The organism is Vibrio sp. ER1A, assembly GCF_000733315.1.
In the GTDB taxonomy this organism is placed as follows: domain Bacteria; phylum Pseudomonadota; class Gammaproteobacteria; order Enterobacterales; family Vibrionaceae; genus Vibrio; species Vibrio mediterranei.
The window spans coordinates 19,615-36,981 of record NZ_JPJA01000098.1 but is presented as its reverse complement, the minus strand read 5'-3'; the positions used below and the strand labels follow the sequence as shown (position 1 = coordinate 36,981).

Below are 17,367 nucleotides of genomic sequence, written 5' to 3'. Positions count from 1 at the left end.
TCAACTTTGATCGTGGTATGTGGAAATCCACTATATCGACAGCGAGTAACAATTCTGACAATACCAACAGGCTTTCATTAATCTTAGCAGGTGAGTTATGGATTCCACCAAACGTCGCTTTCTCAGCGCCATTACAGCTGGCGCTGCACTCATCCCTGTTGCAGGCGTTGGTACAGCTACCGCCAGTACAGTTATAAGGAACAATCAGGAACCCGACCGAAAAGGTCAAACTGGAAAACGATTTGCCATGGTTGTCGATCTTCGTAAATGCGTAGGGTGCCAAGCATGCACAGTCGGTTGCAGTATCGAAAATCAAGCTCCTATTGGTCAGTTCCGAACCACGGTAAAACAGTATGAAGTCACTTTGGATGACGGTTCAACCGCTACCAAAGAAGTGAAATCCTTTATGCTGCCGCGCCTTTGCAACCATTGCGATAACCCGCCTTGCGTAGCAGTTTGCCCAGTTCAAGCTACTTTTCAACGTGAAGATGGCATCGTCATGGTAGATAACAGTCGTTGTGTTGCCTGTGCTTACTGCGTTCAAGCATGTCCGTACGACGCGCGTTTTATCAATGAAGACACTTTGACTGCAGATAAATGTACCTTCTGTGCACATAGGCTGGAGCAAGGCTTACTACCTGCCTGTGTCGAGACTTGTGTTGGAGGTGCACGTGTCATTGGTGACCTGAATGATCCCCACAGCGAAGTTCGACGCTTAATGAGCGAGCATAGTCATGATATTAAGGTGTTAAAACCGGAAGAAGGAACCGATCCCCACGTGTTTTATATCGGCATGAATGAACGTTTTACTCAGCACATTGAAGGTCAACCCGCTATTTACGAACCACAAGGAGAGCAAGTATGAACATTACTGAAGTTCTAGTTCAACCTCAGGCTATCGCATGGCTCCCGTGGGCGGTACAGTACTTTTTTTACATTGGCTCAGCCTATGCTGCAGCTATTTTGTTTTTGATTGCTCTCACCTTTCAATCTCACACCAGCCATCATTTGCGTGCTGCTTTAGCACTGACCTTGGCCATCGGTGCGATTGTTGGCCCACTTGCCTTAACCGGAGACTTACATCAACCAGGTAGAGCTTGGCACTTTTACGCACACTTCACACCTTGGTCTTGGATGTCTTTAGGTTCGATTTTTCTACCTCTATTTTCGTTATTGGCGATAGCGACAGCTTGGCTTTATCTTCGAAATGACCTAGTTGCGCTGCAACATCAGAACAATAAAATGCTTCGACTCTTTACTAAGTTATCACTAGGTCAATGGACCACCAGCCGTAAACTAATGATGAGTGCAGCCATTGCCACCGTGATTTCTGGTTTGACAATTGCTCTCTATACTGGCGCAGAGATAGCCGTTGTTCAGTCTCGTCCATTATGGAATCAACCTGCCTCACCACTCATTTGGTTCGTCACAGCTTTCTCAGCAGCAACTGGCTTCACTCTGCTAATTCTGCTCCTTATTCCCTCAAAACCGAAGGCACTGTCATTGGGAGATACCCGTCTAGTGAAACAGACTATGATATTGAGTAGCGTATTAGCCCTCATATTAATCCCTCTTTGGGCATCGAATAATTCCGCGTTTTCACTTTATGCCAACTCGCAGTGGGTTAATAAAATTGCACTGCTTACCGCTCTGCTTGTTACCAACATACTGTTGTCGCTCTTCTGCCTACGCGACAACAAAACACATTTTTTCTATTTGTTTATCGTGTCCTTTATCTGCCTTGTCAGCGCATGGAGTGTTCGCTGGGTCACCATGATGGAAGTACAAACCATCGCGAAATTTGATGTTGGTCCTTACCCTTATCACCTTCCTGTGGGCAGCAATGGCTTGCTCGGGATTATAGGTATGTTTGGCCTGTGGATTGCTCTTGCTTTACTTTGCTCTGAGCTTGTTCAGCCTAAACAGAACATCAACTCCACTACCCTAAACCAACACTGATTTAAGAGGATTTCACTATGGATAACAAACGTCGTCAGTTTCTGAAATCTGGCCTAGCTGTCGGTGGTCTGGGTGCTTTTTCAGCTGGCTATTCAACCACTACTAAGCATATGGTCGATGGAGTCGTTGAAGGTACTGCAGGACAGAAAACCCGTAATATTCACCATGGAAACTCACTCGAACCTGAATACAAAGTGACCCCAACGGGCGACCTAATACCAAACCCGAACCAGCGCGTAGCACCTTCTATGTGTTTTGGATGTTGGACCTTATGTGGTTTACGTGTACGTATCGACAATCGCAATGACGAAATACTGCGTATTGCAGGTAACCCATACCATCCACTCTCTCACCAACAGCATATTCCATTCAATACGCCTGTTAAGGATGCTTATTTAGGCATGGCTGGCGAATCTGGCCTCGAAGGGCGATCTACAGCTTGTGCTCGCGGCAACGGCATGATGGAGATTCGCAATAGTCCCTATCGAATTACACAACCATTGAAACGTGTGGGCAAGCGAGGTGATGGGAAATGGCAACCCATCAGTTATGAGCAATTGATTCAAGAAGTCGTACACGGCGGAGACTTATTCGGTGAGGGGCATGTCGAAGGTCTCAAAGATATTCGAGATCTTGTAACTCCTGTCGATGCAGATAACCCAGAATATGGACCTAAAGCCAATCAACTTTTGATGACCAACGCTGGTAATGAAGGTAGAGATGACATCTTTAAACGATTTGCCTTCAACAGTTTTGGAACCAGAAACTTCGGCCATCACGGCTCATATTGCGGTTATGCGTTCCGAGCAGGCAGTGGTGCATTTATGAATGACCTAGACAAATTTGCCCATCTTAAACCTGACTTCGACAACGCTGAGTACATCATTTTTATCGGCATGTCTCCCGCTCAAGCTGGTAATCCGTTCAAACGTCAAGCACGCCAACTTGCTAAAGCACGAACAGAAGGCAAGCTTACCTACACCATAGTAACTCCGAGCTTGCCGGCAGGCTCTTCTAGTCTCGCTGCAGCTGATACCAACCATTGGCTACCTATCAAACCAGGGGCAGATTCCGCATTAGTGCTAGGAATGATTCAATGGATCATCAAAAACAGGCGCTACAATGAGAATTTCCTAAGCCAACCTGGTGTGAATGCCATGCATAACGCGGGTACCGCACATTGGTGTAACGCTACGCATTTGGTGATTAGTGACGAAAGTCATCCGCGCTATGGCACCTTTTTGCGCGCCTCCGATTTAAACCTTCCATTCGAAGGTGAAGCGCTATCTGACAACGATTCTTATGTGATTATTGATGCGCAATCTGGGCAATTTGGCTTAAATACTCAAACAGGCTCAGCGGAATTGTTTGTTGACCAAACCGTCGAGCTCTCTTCAGGCAAAGTTCGAGTTAAATCGTCTCTGCAGCGATTAAAAGAAGAAGCTTTTAAACATGATTTAAACTTCTACAGCAAACAGTGTGAAGTCCCCGTTAATGAAATCACTGCTTTGGCTAAGAAATTCGCAAGCTATGGCACTAAGGCGGTAGTGGATACACACGGTGGCAACATGCACACCAATGGGTTCTATAACGCGTTTACCATAATGATGCTCAATGCGCTCATCGGTAATATCAATATGAAAGGAGGCGCAATGGCGAAAGCCGGCGGCTATCCTACATCTGCTGCTGGCCCGCGTTATGACTTTACGAAGTTCCCTGGCAAAACTGCGCCAAAAGGCGTTTTCTTGTCACGCAGCAAATTTCCATATGAAAAGACCAATGAGTACAAACGTCGTGTTGCAGCTGGAGAATCCCCATACCCTACGCGAGCACCGTGGTATCCGTTTGCAGCGCCTTTACTGACTGAGCACTTATCCGCTGCCATTGATGGTTACCCGTATCGCATTAAGGCATGGATTAACCATATGGCAAACCCTATTTACGGTGTACCAGGACTAAAGACATTATTAGAGGACAAGCTAAGAGATCCGAAGCAACTCGGATTAATTGTCTCTGTCGATGCCTTTATCAACGAAACCACTGCATTATCTGATTACATCGTACCTGATACTGTCACCTACGAAAGTTGGGGGATGGCAACACCTTGGCATGATGTTCCAGTAAAAACTGTAACTGCACGTTGGCCTATCGTCGAAGCTCGAACAGAAAAATCTGCCGACGGTCGCTCTATCTGCTTAGAAAACTTCTTAATCGATGTCGCTAAAGAAATGGAATTGGGAGGTTTCGGTGAAAAAGCAATTCGAGATACCAATGGTCAATGGCATGGGATCCATTCTGCGGACGACTATTATTTGCGTTCAGCCGCTAACCTAGCTTATGTGAAAGGTGGAGTACCTGACGTCAATGCAGAAGACATCGCCTGGTCAGGCTTAGAACGACTACTACCGAGTATGCAAAAGACATTAACACCAGAGGAAGTGAGTCGCGTTGCTTACATTTTCGCTCGAGGAGGACGATTTGAAAATGCTACCGAGGCTTATAAAGGCGAACAGATGAAGTACAAATGGTCTCGTCCGCTTGCTGTTTGGAACGAGCGTGTGGGCAGCTCAAGAAACACAATGACTGGTGAATACTACAGTGGCTGCCCGACATGGCACCCGCAGAAGCTAGCAGATGGAACACCATTAGAAGATCGCTATCCAAAAGACAAATGGCCATTTAGCTTAACAAACTTTAAATCCAATATTCATAGTGCGGTCTCCAACCTTTCACCAAGGTTAAACTTAATTAAGGGTATCAATCCGGTCTACATTCACCCAGATGATGCCAGCAGCGCAGGAATTAAAACAGGTGATGAGTTCATCATCGAAACGCCAGGAGCAAGCACCACGGCCCTTGCGATGGTTGTGCCAGGAATCCTTCAAGGCACACTTGGATTCGAGCATGGTTTTGGGCATACCGAATTAGGACAACGAGCTCACTGGATTGGTGACAAGCAGCAACCTATCAAAAGTCGTCAAATGGATGGAGTAAATATCAATGACATCGGCTTAACTGACCCTACCCGAGAGGGTAAAGGCGTCATGCTGGATTGGGTTGTTGGCGCGGCTGCTCGCCAATCATTGCCCGCGAAGATTCGCAAAGCTTAATCTACCTCTACTAATTCTTCAGGGCTTCTTTCAATCTTGTAAGAAGCCTTTTTTGTTATCTTTATTTACGCTCAAATTACCAACAACTCAAACACATTGGAGTCAAAATGACACAAACCAGTTATTGTCTTTTTGATAAAAACAAGAAAAGAAAAACCATAAGTAACTGTAATAAAACAAAAGTACAACATGGCACAGATAATGAAATAGGTGAGATTAGTATTAAAAAAACAATACCCCAGTGAGGTAACTTATGACTGCTCAACATAATAAATTTAACTTCGACCACCTACTCACTTTCTCAAACATCGCATTAGTGGCCACCTTTATTGCCATGATCGTGAGTATTCTGGTGTCTTACCCCTATGCACACCTATTTACGCTACCTCAACAAATCGCTGCGCACATTAGTACTATCGTCATCGCGGGCTTGCTGAAAGTGAGTTATGTTACGCGCTGTCTCGCTCAGTACAATTTAGGATTAGAAGTTCGCTAAGGAGACGAAAAGTTGGCGTTGAATACTTAGCGCCAACTTATTTACCCAACACACCCGCTAACTTAAACATCCAACAGTCGACGTTGCGACTGATTAAGTCTCATTGAGGTTTCTGCCGTTAACCATTTCTTCTGGTCTTGCTGCTGAGCCCCGTCTTTAGCGACATACAACCCATGCAATACACGGCGACGCGTGCCTAGCCTATTGACCGTACCTCCGTGCCAGGTGTGGGCATTAAAAATCATAATACTGCCAGCAGGACACTCAAGGTAGACTTCATCTGGATGCGTTGCTTCGGTATCTTCTAAAACATCTTCTGGTAACTCTGGACGTAAATGAGTGCCCGGAATAATCCGAGGGGCGCCATTGTCTCTGCAAAGATCATCAAGTGCCCAGATAGAATTCACTAAATGCACTTTGGGGAAATCGGGCCTTGGTTTCTTCCAATCGCCATGCAGCGGTTGCAAGCCACCACCAGGGTGAGCCTCGCGGCCATTCAAGCTCGACAGTTTGAATTCGCCATTAAAGATATGCTCACAGGCATCAAGTACTAATGGATGACACCAGATTTTTTCCCAGACGGTGCCCTTATTAATCAAATTGGCAATTCGAGTCACCGTCTCTTCTTGGTGGTGCTCAATGGCTAAGTTATCTCCCTCTTTCTCTACAAGGTAGTCAAACTTTGCTCTGAGTTCTTGAAGCCACTCAGGGTCAATCACATCATGAATGATGGTGAAGCCATGAGTGTCTAAATCATCATATTGATGCGGTGTTAATCCCTCTAAAGAGTAGAGGCTAGTTATTGTAGATTCGTGACTCATTTTATTATCCTTCTCGGCTGACTTTTCCCCTACCAATCTACTTTTAAAGCCGTAATAATCCTGTAGGCAATATCTACGATAAGCTGGATATTTGTAAGATCGTTTACTAAATGTGAAGCAACGCAAATAGACCAGTCAGGCTTGTCGCGTATACTAGATTCTTATTTAGTTCCGCCTCCACCACCTAGAAGAATGTTATAAAGCATGTTAGATAGAACCTACCTCATTGAAGCCTTAGAACACTACGCAACGCATACGGAGCAAATCCACTCATTGCTGTTTGCAGGTAACCTACCAAGCCCACCGCCGCTTGCGTATCAAGTTCACTTTCCTCGTATTGAAATGGTGTTAATTGGTGAACTGGAGATGGACGTTGGCAATAGCATAGGAACAGATACGGAGGTCACTCTCAAACAAGGTGATGTTCTCTACTTACCAGCCGAAAGTTGGAATAAACCTAATTGGGATAAACCTGTGGTCACCATGTCAGTCCTTGTGGGTAAGCAAAGTTTTGGGATGAGTCTTTTGAGTTGGGACGGCGAAAAGTTCGATTCGGCAATAAAAGAGAACGTCGCAAGGCGCGGACCGAGAACAGGCTCCTTCATTCTTCAAGCCATTGAGGAATTATCATGGCACTCTCAAGATCAGAATACGTTGCACCTTTTGGCTAGCAGTCTCTTTAGTCATATCCATGACCTGATCCATAACCCACCCGAAACGCCGTCTAAGAGTAAGGCGTTGTTCGATGCCGTAAGAGATTACTTGGAGCAGAACTATCATGAGCCGTTGACGCGAGAGTCAGTCGCTAAACATTTCTACGTCTCACCGAACTATCTGTCGCAACTTTTTAACAAAGAGGGAAAAGTGAAGTTCAATGAGTATTTAACGCATATTCGCTTAGAGAGGGCAAAGTACTTACTCAAACAGTATGACACGAAAGTGAAAGAGATTGCTCATCGCTGCGGTTTTAACGACAGCAACTACTTCTGCCGAGTCTTTAAACAGCAGACAGACCGCTCCCCTTCTGAATATCGAGCGCATTACCAAAGCGGAACGATAGAATAAAGCTAAACGCTTATAACAGTCCCTGCTGGGGCTACTTTAGCGCGCTCGATAGCGTTAATCGCCAGCTCTGGACTACGCAAAAAATCTGAAATCGACATCTTGATTAAGCGTGATTGCTCGAACCTCTCAGCCCCTTCAATGTTGATCTCTGAAATGATAAATGCGACGTCTGCGGCATCAATTGCTGCTTGCTCTAAGGAATTCTCAGCGCCTAATGCTCCCTGTGTCTCCACCTGGATTTTATAACCTGCTTTTTTGGCTGCTTTCTCCAGCAACTCCGCTGCCATATAGGTATGCGCAACGCCACTGATACAAGCCGTAACTCCAACTAACTTCATTATTACCCTAAGATCTTCCTATAGCAAAAAGCCTAGTGAGTATAATCTCACTAGGCATCCGTGTCTTTGTCTATCCTAGCTAAACTTGTTTTTAATCATGTTCATAATAGATCAAGAACCGTTTTGCCTTCACCGTAAGCGCCATGCCAATCAGTCATAAAGCCAGCGACACCAGAATCGGTTAACGGATGAACAAGCAATTGGTCAAACACATCTGGTGCAATCGTAACGGATTGAACCCCTGCTTTTGCCACTTCATGGACTTGTTGAACGTTTTTAAATGAAGCAGCAAGTACTTTTGCATCTAGATTATAGACATCAATTAGGTGGGCCATTTCAGCCGCAACCAACGTGCCATCACCACAGATGTTGTCCAAGCGGTTCACATAAGGAGCAAGGAATTCAGCACCCGCCATAGCGGCCATCAATGCTTGCTGCGGAGTCAAAATCGCCGTTGCAGTAATTCGAATACCTTCAGCTCTGATCAGCTTCATCGCTTTAATACCTTGCGGTGTCACCGGCACTTTAATAATGATTTCAGGGTCAAGCTTACGCAGTGCCTTTGCTTCTTCCAACATCACCTCTGCAGTGTTACCTACCACCTGAGCATGAAGCATACGCTCAGAGCCAATTAACTCACGAATATCCAAAATGATATCGCGCAGTGAACGGTTTTCTTTTGCGATGATCGTTGGATTGGTCGTCACACCCGCAATCGGATACAGGTCTACCGCTTTCTTAATCGCATCTAAATTGGCGGTATCTAACATATAAATCATGGTACATCTCCAATAACTTTCACTAGTCACGACGCCCTCTCATTTCGGTTCGTCGTTTACTTTTTTAATAACCAAATTCTTTTAAACACTGAGTAATGGCTTGTTTACTCTCAGTGAAGCAGATGCCCTGTGCCGCGAGCTTACTCGTGTCTAAACGAACATCACGTGTCTTAGGCGCATCGCATTGCACCAATATGTCCGGCAAACGCTGCTCTAATTTGAGTTCCGTCAGAATATGCTCGGCAATGTCATAACGACTCGCGTCATTGTGCGCACCGGTATGATAGGTGCCATAAGGGATGTCAAAGATCTTAGGAAACTGTTCGATAAGCTCGTGCACATAGGTTAAACCTCGGAACTCATTACCACGTTCGTACATCACTCCCCCTTTGAATAAGGTTTGAATGGCATTCCAAACCACATTGGGATTGATCGTGGTGTTTCTTTCAGGCAACCCAAACAACCACGTGAACCTCAACACCCACATTTCTGGCAGAATGCTCGCTAACTCTCGCTCTGCTTCCAGTTTGTTCTGACCATAAACGGTGTCAGGAACCGGGATTGATTGTTCTGTGTAAGGACCCGCTTCAGAGTTACCATTGAAAACTTGCTCAGTAGATATGAATACCAGCTTCGCGCCAACTTGCTTACATGCTTTGGCGACATTGATTGCACCTTGGACATTCACTTTATGAGCAACTTCAGGATGCTCATTACAAAAATCCGTTACAGCAATAGCAGCAGCGTGAATCACGAAATCAGGCTGAAATTCGGTAAATATCTGGTTAACGGCGCTGTTATCAGTGATATCCAGTTGCGCAACGTCCGTCCCTTTAATCTCAAATTCACCTTGGTAACGATTTATAAATCGAGTACCAAAAAAACCACCCGCTCCTGTAATCAAAATTCGTTTCTTGCTCATGTCTAGCCTCCTATGACGACTTTATATCCATGCGCTTCGACATGGCGCTGAATCGCATCAATTTCTTGTTTTGTCGGTACTGGGATGTCTTTCATGGTGTAGTGCATCCCCAATGTGTCGTATTTATTTGAGCCAAATTGATGAAATGGCAATAAGTGGACCTCTTCAATATCGTAAGGAGCAATAAAGCCAAGTACCCTATCAACATTAATGAGATCGAGGGTGTAGCCTGGTATTAGCGGTAATCTGGGGATGACCTTGCAAGGTTTGGCCATTAACGTCTTGAAGCTTTCGAGCACCTTATCCAGATTAATGCCGATGATCTCCTTAGCTCTGAACTCATCCATCAATTTGAAATCAAACAGAATTTCATCGCAATATTGAGCCATATCGCTCAACTGCTTACTATTTCCATGTCCTGAGGTTTCAATCGCCGTTTTGTATCCCAGTCTTCTTAGCTGCTTTAGAAGTTCGATGCAAAATCGGCCATACACCAGAATCTCACCACCAGACAAGGTGACCCCACCGCCTGATGTTTGATAGAACACATCATCTTTAGCAATTTCTTTGAGCAGCTCATCAATGGTGACGTCATAACCGACTTGTTCAAACGCACCACTTGGACACTCATCCGCGTCCTGCTCACAAACATCACAGTGTAAGCACTTGGCTTCCCTGCGAATGTTTACCAAATCAATCGAACGTGACTCTGGGTTAGCACACCAAGGACATTTCAAAGGACAGCCTTTAAAAAAGACCACGGTACGAATACCTTCACCATCATTTAACGAGTATCGCTGGATGTTAAATACTCGCGCTTTGAGCTGGGGCGCACTAAACTCCCCAGATTCTGAACAACCCGTTTCGCTCGTTTGGCAATTACAGCTCATGAGCGGTTCTTCGGATAATGTCATCTTGAATTTCTTTCGATAGTTCCACGAAGAAAGCGCTATAGCCGGCTACTCGCACCACCAATCCTGCGTAATCTTCGGGCTTTTCTTGCGCCTTACGTAACGTGTCTGCATTCAATACATTGAACTGAATGTGTTGCAGCTTGAGCTTCATAAATGCTCGTAAGAAATCCCCTAGCTTGGTAATGCCCTGCTCTCCCTCTAGGGTTGATGGCGTGAACTTCACATTGAGCAAGCTACCATTCGACAGTAAGTAGTTATCCAGCTTACTGACCGATTTCAGTACCGCAGTCGGGCCTTGCTGATCTTTGCCCAACATAGGAGATAGGCCACCATCAGCCAATTGCTCACCAGCCAATCTTCCATCTGGTGTCGCACCAACCACAGCACCAAGGGGAACATGAGCAGATACCGTGTATGACCCTGGAGTAAAATAGCCACCACGAGGGTTTTGGTAGGTTTCGACTTCTTTACAGAACAGCCTTAACAAGTCAGCACCCAACGCATCCACTTCATCGATATCGTTGCCATATTTTTCGTAGCGGTTCATCAGACGAGCACGAACTCGTTCGCCCTCTTTACCTTCGAAGTTAGATTCAAGAACCGCGATAAACTCCGCAAAGTTCATGCGATTTTCTTCAAATACAAAACGCTTTAACGCCATTAACGAATCAGAAAGGTTGGCAATCCCAATCCCTTGCACACCAGAGAAATTATAACGACCACCACCATAGGTAATGTCCTTCCCATTCTCGATACAGTCGCTAATGAACGAGGACAATAGTGGAACAGGAGCCCAGTCACGATGCCCCACATCACAGATGTTTGACCCTTCAACCATTAGCTGCACATACTGGCAAATGTCAGTGCGAATCTCAGCGAGTAATGTTTCAAAACGGACGTCTTGATTGCCCTTATTGCGCTTAAGTACCAATTCCATGACCTTAAGCAGGTTAAACATCGCTATGTCATGCAGCCCATAGGTTTTCCCTGGAATCGACAGCTCCACACAGCCCACGACAGAATAATCACGCGCATCTTCCAAAGAGACACCACGATTCAAAAACGCCGGCACCACCACTTCATCATTGAATATTTGCGGAATACCTGTGCCTAGACGAATGGTTTCTGCGGTTTTATTGAGAAACGCACGGTCAATGAATTCGTTAACTCGAACACCAAGGTTTGGCTGCGGTAGTTGCACGCTTTGGTACGCATCAAGGCAGAGTGTTGACAGTGTATTAACTGCGCTACGCCCATTTTCAGTCAGACCGCCGAGCAAGATGGTATAACCGGTTGGAAAGCCAGCAAAAAACTTAGCACTGCTGGATGAACGCAGTAGGACAATGTCGTTTGTTTTGACCCACAAACTCTCAAGCAGCTCTTGCAAAAACGCAGGAGATTCACCGTTGGCGATAGAGTCCTGATAAAACGGCATCATATATTGATCAAAACGCCCAAGAGATAGTGAACTCGCATTCGACTCATACTGAAGAATGATATTCATATACCAGAACAGCTGACACGCCTCATAAAAACCTTGCGGTTTTTGTGTGGCGACTTTGCCAGAGATACCTGCAATGCGAATTAACTCTGCCGCCCTAACGGGGCACTCGCACTCAGCGGCCATCTGTTTGGCTAACGCTTCGTAACGACGAATATGTCTAGTTGAGGCTTGCAGTAGAATCAGTACCGATTGATAAAACTCGTTGTCACTATTAACGGTTGCTAGCGTAGACATGTCATCGGTCAATGCACCTAATCCGTTTTCAAGTAAGCGATCAAAGTCGATAATGATGTGGCCTTGACCTTTATCGGTTTGGTTAACACTGAATACTTTCTCGGACACCGCTTGTTTGACGTTTTCAGGAATTTGAGCGTTGATAAAATCTTTCATAGAACGCTCGGACCAGTAACTCAGCAGCTTCTCTTTATAGACCACTTTATCTTCTTCAGAGATATAGAATTTATCCTGTGGGCGTGACTCAAAGATATCTAACTCTTTATCAATCCAATAAGGATCCATTTCTGGTGAGACAATACCAGCACGCGGCTTGATGGTGCGGTTTCCGGCAATCAGTTCATCATCACGAATCGATATCGCAACATTATCCAAAACGTGTGCTGTTGCCTTTGCTCGGCGGATAAGCGTATGTTCCCCTTCCGTCTGCTGGTGGCTCTCGGTATACAGTAGCGCACGTTCTAGAGAGATTTCACGTTGAGCTTCAAATAGGGCGGACTTTAATCGAGTAATTCTTTCGGTGCTCACAATAGGCTCCATTATTATTGTCTATTGCCACTGATGGGCATTTTCTTGATTCATAACAGAGTCACTTTCGATAACGCTTGAAGAAAGTAACTGTGGTATGAAGGCTCCCTCGTGTTAAGGGAGCCTGACTGGTTATGCTGTCGCTTTCTCTAAGTGAGCTTCAATCTTGCTCATCACAGCATCTGCACGCTTGACGGCATCACTTACGCCGATACGAACAATAGTTTTACCCTTGAATCGATCCTCATTCTTGATACCGATATCCTTAGTTAGAATCACGATGTCAGCTTGAGCGACCTCTTCTGCTGTCAGCTCATTTTCAATACCAATTGAGCCCTGAGTTTCAACTTTGCAATTCCAACCTTTTGCTTTTGCTGCTGCCTCTACGGCTTCCGCCGCCATGTAGGTATGCGCTACGCCAGATGGGCACGCTGTAACTGCTACGATATTAGTCATAATTCTCACCTTTATTTTAATGTTCTGTTTTTATTGGATAATATTTAAATCAAAGACTTAGAGTTAACCGATTGATATGTCTAGGTCTAAATCATCAGATTCTTCTTTCTGCGGCTGTTCTACTTTACGACGAGCTTTAAGAAAGTTAACCAGTAGTGCGGTCACTAAAGAGCCAACACCAAGTGCAATTAGGAAACCGAATCGACCGTCTACAACTGGCAGTACAATCAAACCACCCCATGCCGCGAAACACTCAACACCAAGAATCGCTGCAGTCGCCGCACCTACTGCGGTGCCAATCATGATGGAAGGAAGCACACGAAGTGGATCGGCTGCCGCGAATGGAATAGCACCTTCAGTAATACCCATTGTTCCCATTAGAATGGACGCGCGGCCAGCTTCCTGTTCGTCAGCTGCGTAAAGCTTCTTGTTCAAGAATGTCGCTAGACCCATGCCCACAGACGGTGTTGCTACCGCAACTGCACTAATACCTGCGACGTTGTAAATGCCTTCACCGACACAAAGGATGACGAATGCATACGCAACTTTGTTAACTGGACCACCCATATCAAAGGCAATCATTAGGCCCATGATAATAGCGAGTACAACGATACTTGAGTCCTGCATACCTTTTAGGAAACCAGTAAGCGCTTCTGTTGCCGCGCCAATTGGCTCACCGATACCCCAAACGATGGCACCTGCGGTAATAAATGTACCTATAATTGGAATCACGAAGATTGGCATAATTGAACGAGCAAACGCTGGCACTTTTATCTTCTTCAGATAGAAAACAACAATGCCGCCTAATAGACCCGCGAAGATCGCACCGAAGAAACCAGTGTTGTACATGTTTGCGCCAATGAACGCTGCAATAGCAGAAGGCGCAAGCGCTGAGCGGTCAGCAATCGAATAACCGATGTAAGCAGCTAGAATGGGCACCATAAGTTGGAAGCCGGCTACACCAATAAAGAATAGATCGTGCAGCCACGTTCCTTCTTCAGGCACAGCACCTTCCCCATATAACATGACGGAAGCCGCCAGTAGGATCCCCCCCGCAACCACGAAAGGAATCATGTGAGATACACCTGTCATTAGATGTTGTCTCGTATTTTTAAGAATTGAGATTAAGTCATTCATTGACCTCTCCTTTGAGTACATAAGTATTAAAATTTTTATTAAAGGAAGTACTTCTTTTGTATTTATTGGCTCACGTTTCTGATTAAGCTTCAGAGAAACTCCATCTCTACAGCACAGGGTTATAATAGTGAGCAAATGTGCTAACCAGTTAGAGGACAAAACTGCTTTTTACTGGATATTTGTTAGATGCAGCGTGAATATTGATCTTGAGCACACTTTACTAGTACTTTTATCAAAAGACTCAAGAAAACCAATTAAGCAACTGTTATTAAAGGATTAGTTGAACATAAAACACTGACACATCTTTTATAAAACTTGATTAAAGTCACATACTAAACTGTATTTTTGAACGGTATCACAAACAGCCCACTACCTTACAAATATCCAGTTTTTAGCACTTTTATCCAATAGTCCACACGGTGCTTTTTGTTAAAGTTGTAGACATAAACGACTAATAACAAATTCGAAACTAAGGACTAAACCCCTATGAGAAGTTTTACCTTTTCTTGTGAGCTACCCAATGGTGTTCACGCAAGACCAGCGGGTCATGTAGAAACCCTTTGTAATCAATACCTATCTAACATTGAGTGGCAGAACGAACGTACTGGTCTATCTGGAAATGCAAAAAGTGTGTTGTCTTTAATAGGGACAGACACACTACTCGGTGACACATGTATGATCACCATAGACGGCGAGGATGAGGAGTCTGCTCTGGAAGCTATACAGAACTTTATTGCGAATGAGTTTCCACATTGCGATTCTCCACTAGAACAAACACACGCTAATGAAGAACAGCAACCACTACCACGTAACTTATCCAACCTCACGGAAGGAGCGATTCGTGCAACTTCCGTGAGCAGTGGGATTGGCCGCGGTGTCGTGGTTAAAGTAGGTGCAATCAACTTTGATCAACTGCCCTACCTTCCTGAAACAAGAGCACTTGAAGAAGAAAAGTCTGAACTAAAAAGCGGTCTCGCTCAGCTTTCTAAGGCCATTGAAGTGCAAGCCAACACATCAGTAGATACGGAAAGCGAAGTGCTTGCCGCGCATCTATCTATATTGAGGGATGAGTCGTTCGCACAACAACTGAATACTAATCTCGTAGAAGGAAGAAGCTGTGCCCAGGCAGTGGTCGCAACCGCAAAACACTATGCAGAGCAACTACAGAAATCTTCCAGCCAATACCTTCGTGAGCGTGAACTCGACATTCGAGATGTTTGCTTCCAATTACTGCAAACCATCTACGGTGACGAACATTACACCAGCCAACTCGCGCTGACTGAACCATCTATCTGTATGGCTGAGGACCTCACCCCTAGTCAGTTCTTAGAGCTGGATAAGTCACTGCTAAAAGGTTTGGTTTTGACCCATGGTGGCAGCACATCTCACACAGTTATTCTTGCTCGCTCTTTTGGTATTCCAACAGTCGTTGGAATGAAAGATGGTGCATTGGAAGCCGACATCGGCCAAGAGGTTTATCTTGATGCCAATTTAGGTGCAATCGTCACCGACCTAACTGAACCTGTGGTTCGTTACTACGAACAAGAAAACCGAATCATCAATACGGTTCGAGAGCGCCAGGCTGCGTTCAAAGATACACAGGGTATGACACAAGATGGAAAAAAACTTGAAGTTGCAGCGAACATCGCCCATTCCGTAGAAGCAAAATCAGCATTTGACTCGGGAGCAGAAGCCATCGGTTTATTCCGTACCGAGATGCTATACATGGATCGCAAAAGTGCGCCGAAAGAAGATGAGCTCTACAACATATTCTGCCAAGCACTGGATGCAACTTCAGGTCGTGCGATCATCGTTCGTACTATCGACATCGGCGGCGATAAACCAGTTGACTACCTCAATATTCCTAAAGAAAACAACCCATTCCTTGGCTACCGTGCAGTACGTATCTACGAAGAGTTTATTGACCTATTTAAAACCCAATTACGAGCTATTCTGCGTGCTTCGGCACATGGTCCGCTGAAGATAATGATTCCAATGATTTCTTCGATGGAGGAGATTTTATGGGTCAAAGACATTCTTGCTGAGATTCGCCAAGAACTCCGTAAAGAACAGGTTCCGTTCGATGAAAAAATCCCGCTTGGCATTATGATGGAAGTTCCTTCTGTAGCCTTTATCATCGATCAATGTTGTGAAGAAGTGGATTTCTTCTCCATCGGCTCTAACGACCTAACTCAATATTTGATGGCCGTTGATCGTGACAATGCAAAAGTAACGAAACACTACAACAGTCTAAATCCAGCATTCTTGAGAACGCTAGACCACGTCGTCAATGAAGTGCATCGTCATGGTAAATGGATTGGACTGTGTGGGGAGCTTGGCGCTAAAGGCTCAGTATTGCCCCTGCTCGTTGGTCTAGGGCTTGATGAAATCAGCATGAGCGCACCAAGCATTGCTGCGACCAAGGAACGCATTTCCAAACTAGATAGCCGAGAATGTCGACAGTTGTTAAACAAAGCAATGCAATGCCGTACGCCATTGGAAGTAGAGCATCTACTTGCGCAGTTCCGTATGGCACAAACCGAAGCGCCACTGATTTCAGAAGATTGTATCAAGCTTGATCTCGACCTGCGTAGCAAAGAGGAAGTGATTAAGACACTCGCTGACAACCTATTCCTAACAGGACGTTGCCGTTATCCGAATAAATTGGCGGACGATCTTTGGGCTCGAGAAGATGTGTTCTCAACCGGTCTAGGCTTTGGCTTTGCTATCCCTCATACCAAGAGTGAACACATTGAGCAATCAGCGGTGAGCGTATGCCGTCTAGCGAAGCCTATTCAATGGGGCGATGAAGAGGCGCAGTTTGTCATCATGTTGACGCTGAACAAACACGCAGCCGGCGACCAACATATGAAGATCTTCTCTAAGTTGGCACGTAAAATTATGCATGCCGAATTTCGTGATGCCTTGTTTAACGCCCTATCGAGCAGTGAAATAGAACAGAAACTCATGACGGAGCTAGAGCTATAGTCCCCAATTCCAAATGGAAGTAAGAAGGATTCAAAACCTTCTCACCTCGGACTTGGACTGACTAACTTGTTCGGTTCCAAGTTTTTGGCGAAGTAACCATCATTCGTGTCCAGTGT

At 45.2% G+C, this 17,367-nt stretch carries 14 protein-coding genes; 6 read left to right on the top strand and 8 right to left on the bottom strand.

The window, feature by feature from the left end; all coding sequences use genetic code 11:
- The first annotated feature begins 97 nt into the window (after window positions 1-97).
- The 4 genes from dsrO to HW45_RS27220 all read left to right on the top strand — a co-directional run bounded on the left by dsrO (window position 98) and on the right by HW45_RS27220 (window position 5,565).
- Window positions 98-865, top strand: a complete 768-nt coding sequence (dsrO, locus tag HW45_RS27235; protein ID WP_038231188.1) for a sulfate reduction electron transfer complex DsrMKJOP subunit DsrO — start codon at window positions 98-100, stop codon at window positions 863-865.
- Window positions 862-1,959 carry an NrfD/PsrC family molybdoenzyme membrane anchor subunit gene (nrfD, locus tag HW45_RS27230; RefSeq protein ID WP_038231187.1) on the top strand — a complete coding sequence of 366 codons (1,098 nt, stop codon included), beginning with the start codon at window positions 862-864 and terminating at the stop codon, window positions 1,957-1,959. The genes dsrO and nrfD overlap by 4 nt, the downstream gene beginning before the upstream one ends.
- Before the next feature lie 17 nt (window positions 1,960-1,976).
- Complete coding sequence (locus tag HW45_RS27225; RefSeq protein WP_038231186.1) at window positions 1,977-5,069, top strand: tetrathionate reductase subunit A; 3,093 nt, start codon at window positions 1,977-1,979, stop codon at window positions 5,067-5,069.
- A gap of 253 nt (window positions 5,070-5,322) precedes the next feature.
- Window positions 5,323-5,565: a hypothetical protein gene (locus HW45_RS27220; protein ID WP_038231183.1), complete on the top strand. Its 243-nt coding sequence runs from the start codon at window positions 5,323-5,325 to the stop codon at window positions 5,563-5,565.
- A gap of 62 nt (window positions 5,566-5,627) precedes the next feature.
- On the opposite strand, the gene HW45_RS27215 is transcribed toward HW45_RS27220, so the two are convergent.
- Window positions 5,628-6,386, bottom strand: a complete 759-nt coding sequence (locus HW45_RS27215) for a phytanoyl-CoA dioxygenase family protein (RefSeq protein ID WP_038231180.1) — start codon at window positions 6,384-6,386, stop codon at window positions 5,628-5,630.
- Between the two features lie 204 nt (window positions 6,387-6,590).
- On the opposite strand from HW45_RS27215, the gene HW45_RS27210 reads away from it, so the two are divergent.
- Window positions 6,591-7,451, top strand: a complete 861-nt coding sequence (locus HW45_RS27210) for a helix-turn-helix domain-containing protein (protein WP_006071770.1) — start codon at window positions 6,591-6,593, stop codon at window positions 7,449-7,451.
- 2 nt (window positions 7,452-7,453) lie between these two features.
- On the opposite strand, the gene HW45_RS27205 is transcribed toward HW45_RS27210, so the two are convergent.
- From HW45_RS27205 to HW45_RS27175, 7 genes are all read right to left on the bottom strand, one after another.
- Entirely contained in the window at window positions 7,454-7,789 is a 336-nt protein-coding gene (locus tag HW45_RS27205; protein WP_006071772.1) for a PTS fructose transporter subunit IIB, read from the bottom strand.
- Between the two features lie 101 nt (window positions 7,790-7,890).
- Window positions 7,891-8,568, bottom strand: a complete 678-nt coding sequence (locus tag HW45_RS27200; protein ID WP_038231178.1) for a fructose-6-phosphate aldolase — start codon at window positions 8,566-8,568, stop codon at window positions 7,891-7,893.
- Window positions 8,569-8,632: 64 nt separating this feature from the next.
- Window positions 8,633-9,490, bottom strand: a complete 858-nt coding sequence (locus HW45_RS27195; protein ID WP_006071775.1) for an SDR family oxidoreductase — start codon at window positions 9,488-9,490, stop codon at window positions 8,633-8,635.
- A gap of 2 nt (window positions 9,491-9,492) precedes the next feature.
- Window positions 9,493-10,404 (bottom strand): [formate-C-acetyltransferase]-activating enzyme, encoded by a 912-nt coding sequence (locus HW45_RS27190; protein ID WP_038231175.1) that lies wholly within the window; start codon window positions 10,402-10,404, stop codon window positions 9,493-9,495.
- Entirely contained in the window at window positions 10,370-12,670 is a 2,301-nt protein-coding gene (locus HW45_RS27185; protein WP_268745563.1) for a formate C-acetyltransferase, read from the bottom strand. The genes HW45_RS27190 and HW45_RS27185 overlap by 35 nt, the downstream gene beginning before the upstream one ends.
- A 132-nt stretch (window positions 12,671-12,802) precedes the next feature.
- On the bottom strand, window positions 12,803-13,126 hold the full coding sequence (locus HW45_RS27180) for a PTS fructose-like transporter subunit IIB (RefSeq protein WP_006071781.1): 324 nt from the start codon (window positions 13,124-13,126) through the stop codon (window positions 12,803-12,805).
- A 63-nt stretch (window positions 13,127-13,189) separates the two neighbouring features.
- On the bottom strand, window positions 13,190-14,263 hold the full coding sequence (locus HW45_RS27175; protein WP_038231172.1) for a PTS fructose transporter subunit EIIC: 1,074 nt from the start codon (window positions 14,261-14,263) through the stop codon (window positions 13,190-13,192).
- 486 nt (window positions 14,264-14,749) lie between these two features.
- Here HW45_RS27175 and ptsP point away from each other — a divergent pair, with 486 nt between their 5' ends.
- Window positions 14,750-17,251 (top strand): phosphoenolpyruvate--protein phosphotransferase, encoded by a 2,502-nt coding sequence (gene ptsP / locus HW45_RS27170; protein WP_038231170.1) that lies wholly within the window; start codon window positions 14,750-14,752, stop codon window positions 17,249-17,251.
- The last annotated feature ends 116 nt before the right edge of the window (window positions 17,252-17,367 follow it).

What these genes read in the sequence shown, in the direction of transcription:
- ptsP (WP_038231170.1), top strand. Translation starts at nt 14,750, where the DNA reads ATGAGAAGTTTTACCTTTTCTTGTGAGCTACCCAATGGTGTTCACGCA.
- HW45_RS27210 (WP_006071770.1), top strand. Translation starts at nt 6,591, where the DNA reads ATGTTAGATAGAACCTACCTCATTGAAGCCTTAGAACACTACGCAACG.
- HW45_RS27215 (WP_038231180.1), bottom strand. Translation starts at nt 6,386, where the DNA reads ATGAGTCACGAATCTACAATAACTAGCCTCTACTCTTTAGAGGGATTA.
- HW45_RS27220 (WP_038231183.1), top strand. Translation starts at nt 5,323, where the DNA reads ATGACTGCTCAACATAATAAATTTAACTTCGACCACCTACTCACTTTC.
- dsrO (WP_038231188.1), top strand. Translation starts at nt 98, where the DNA reads ATGGATTCCACCAAACGTCGCTTTCTCAGCGCCATTACAGCTGGCGCT.
- nrfD (WP_038231187.1), top strand. Translation starts at nt 862, where the DNA reads ATGAACATTACTGAAGTTCTAGTTCAACCTCAGGCTATCGCATGGCTC.
- HW45_RS27180 (WP_006071781.1), bottom strand. Translation starts at nt 13,126, where the DNA reads ATGACTAATATCGTAGCAGTTACAGCGTGCCCATCTGGCGTAGCGCAT.
- HW45_RS27205 (WP_006071772.1), bottom strand. Translation starts at nt 7,789, where the DNA reads ATGAAGTTAGTTGGAGTTACGGCTTGTATCAGTGGCGTTGCGCATACC.
- HW45_RS27225 (WP_038231186.1), top strand. Translation starts at nt 1,977, where the DNA reads ATGGATAACAAACGTCGTCAGTTTCTGAAATCTGGCCTAGCTGTCGGT.
- HW45_RS27175 (WP_038231172.1), bottom strand. Translation starts at nt 14,263, where the DNA reads ATGAATGACTTAATCTCAATTCTTAAAAATACGAGACAACATCTAATG.
- HW45_RS27195 (WP_006071775.1), bottom strand. Translation starts at nt 9,490, where the DNA reads ATGAGCAAGAAACGAATTTTGATTACAGGAGCGGGTGGTTTTTTTGGT.
- HW45_RS27190 (WP_038231175.1), bottom strand. Translation starts at nt 10,404, where the DNA reads ATGACATTATCCGAAGAACCGCTCATGAGCTGTAATTGCCAAACGAGC.
- HW45_RS27200 (WP_038231178.1), bottom strand. Translation starts at nt 8,568, where the DNA reads ATGATTTATATGTTAGATACCGCCAATTTAGATGCGATTAAGAAAGCG.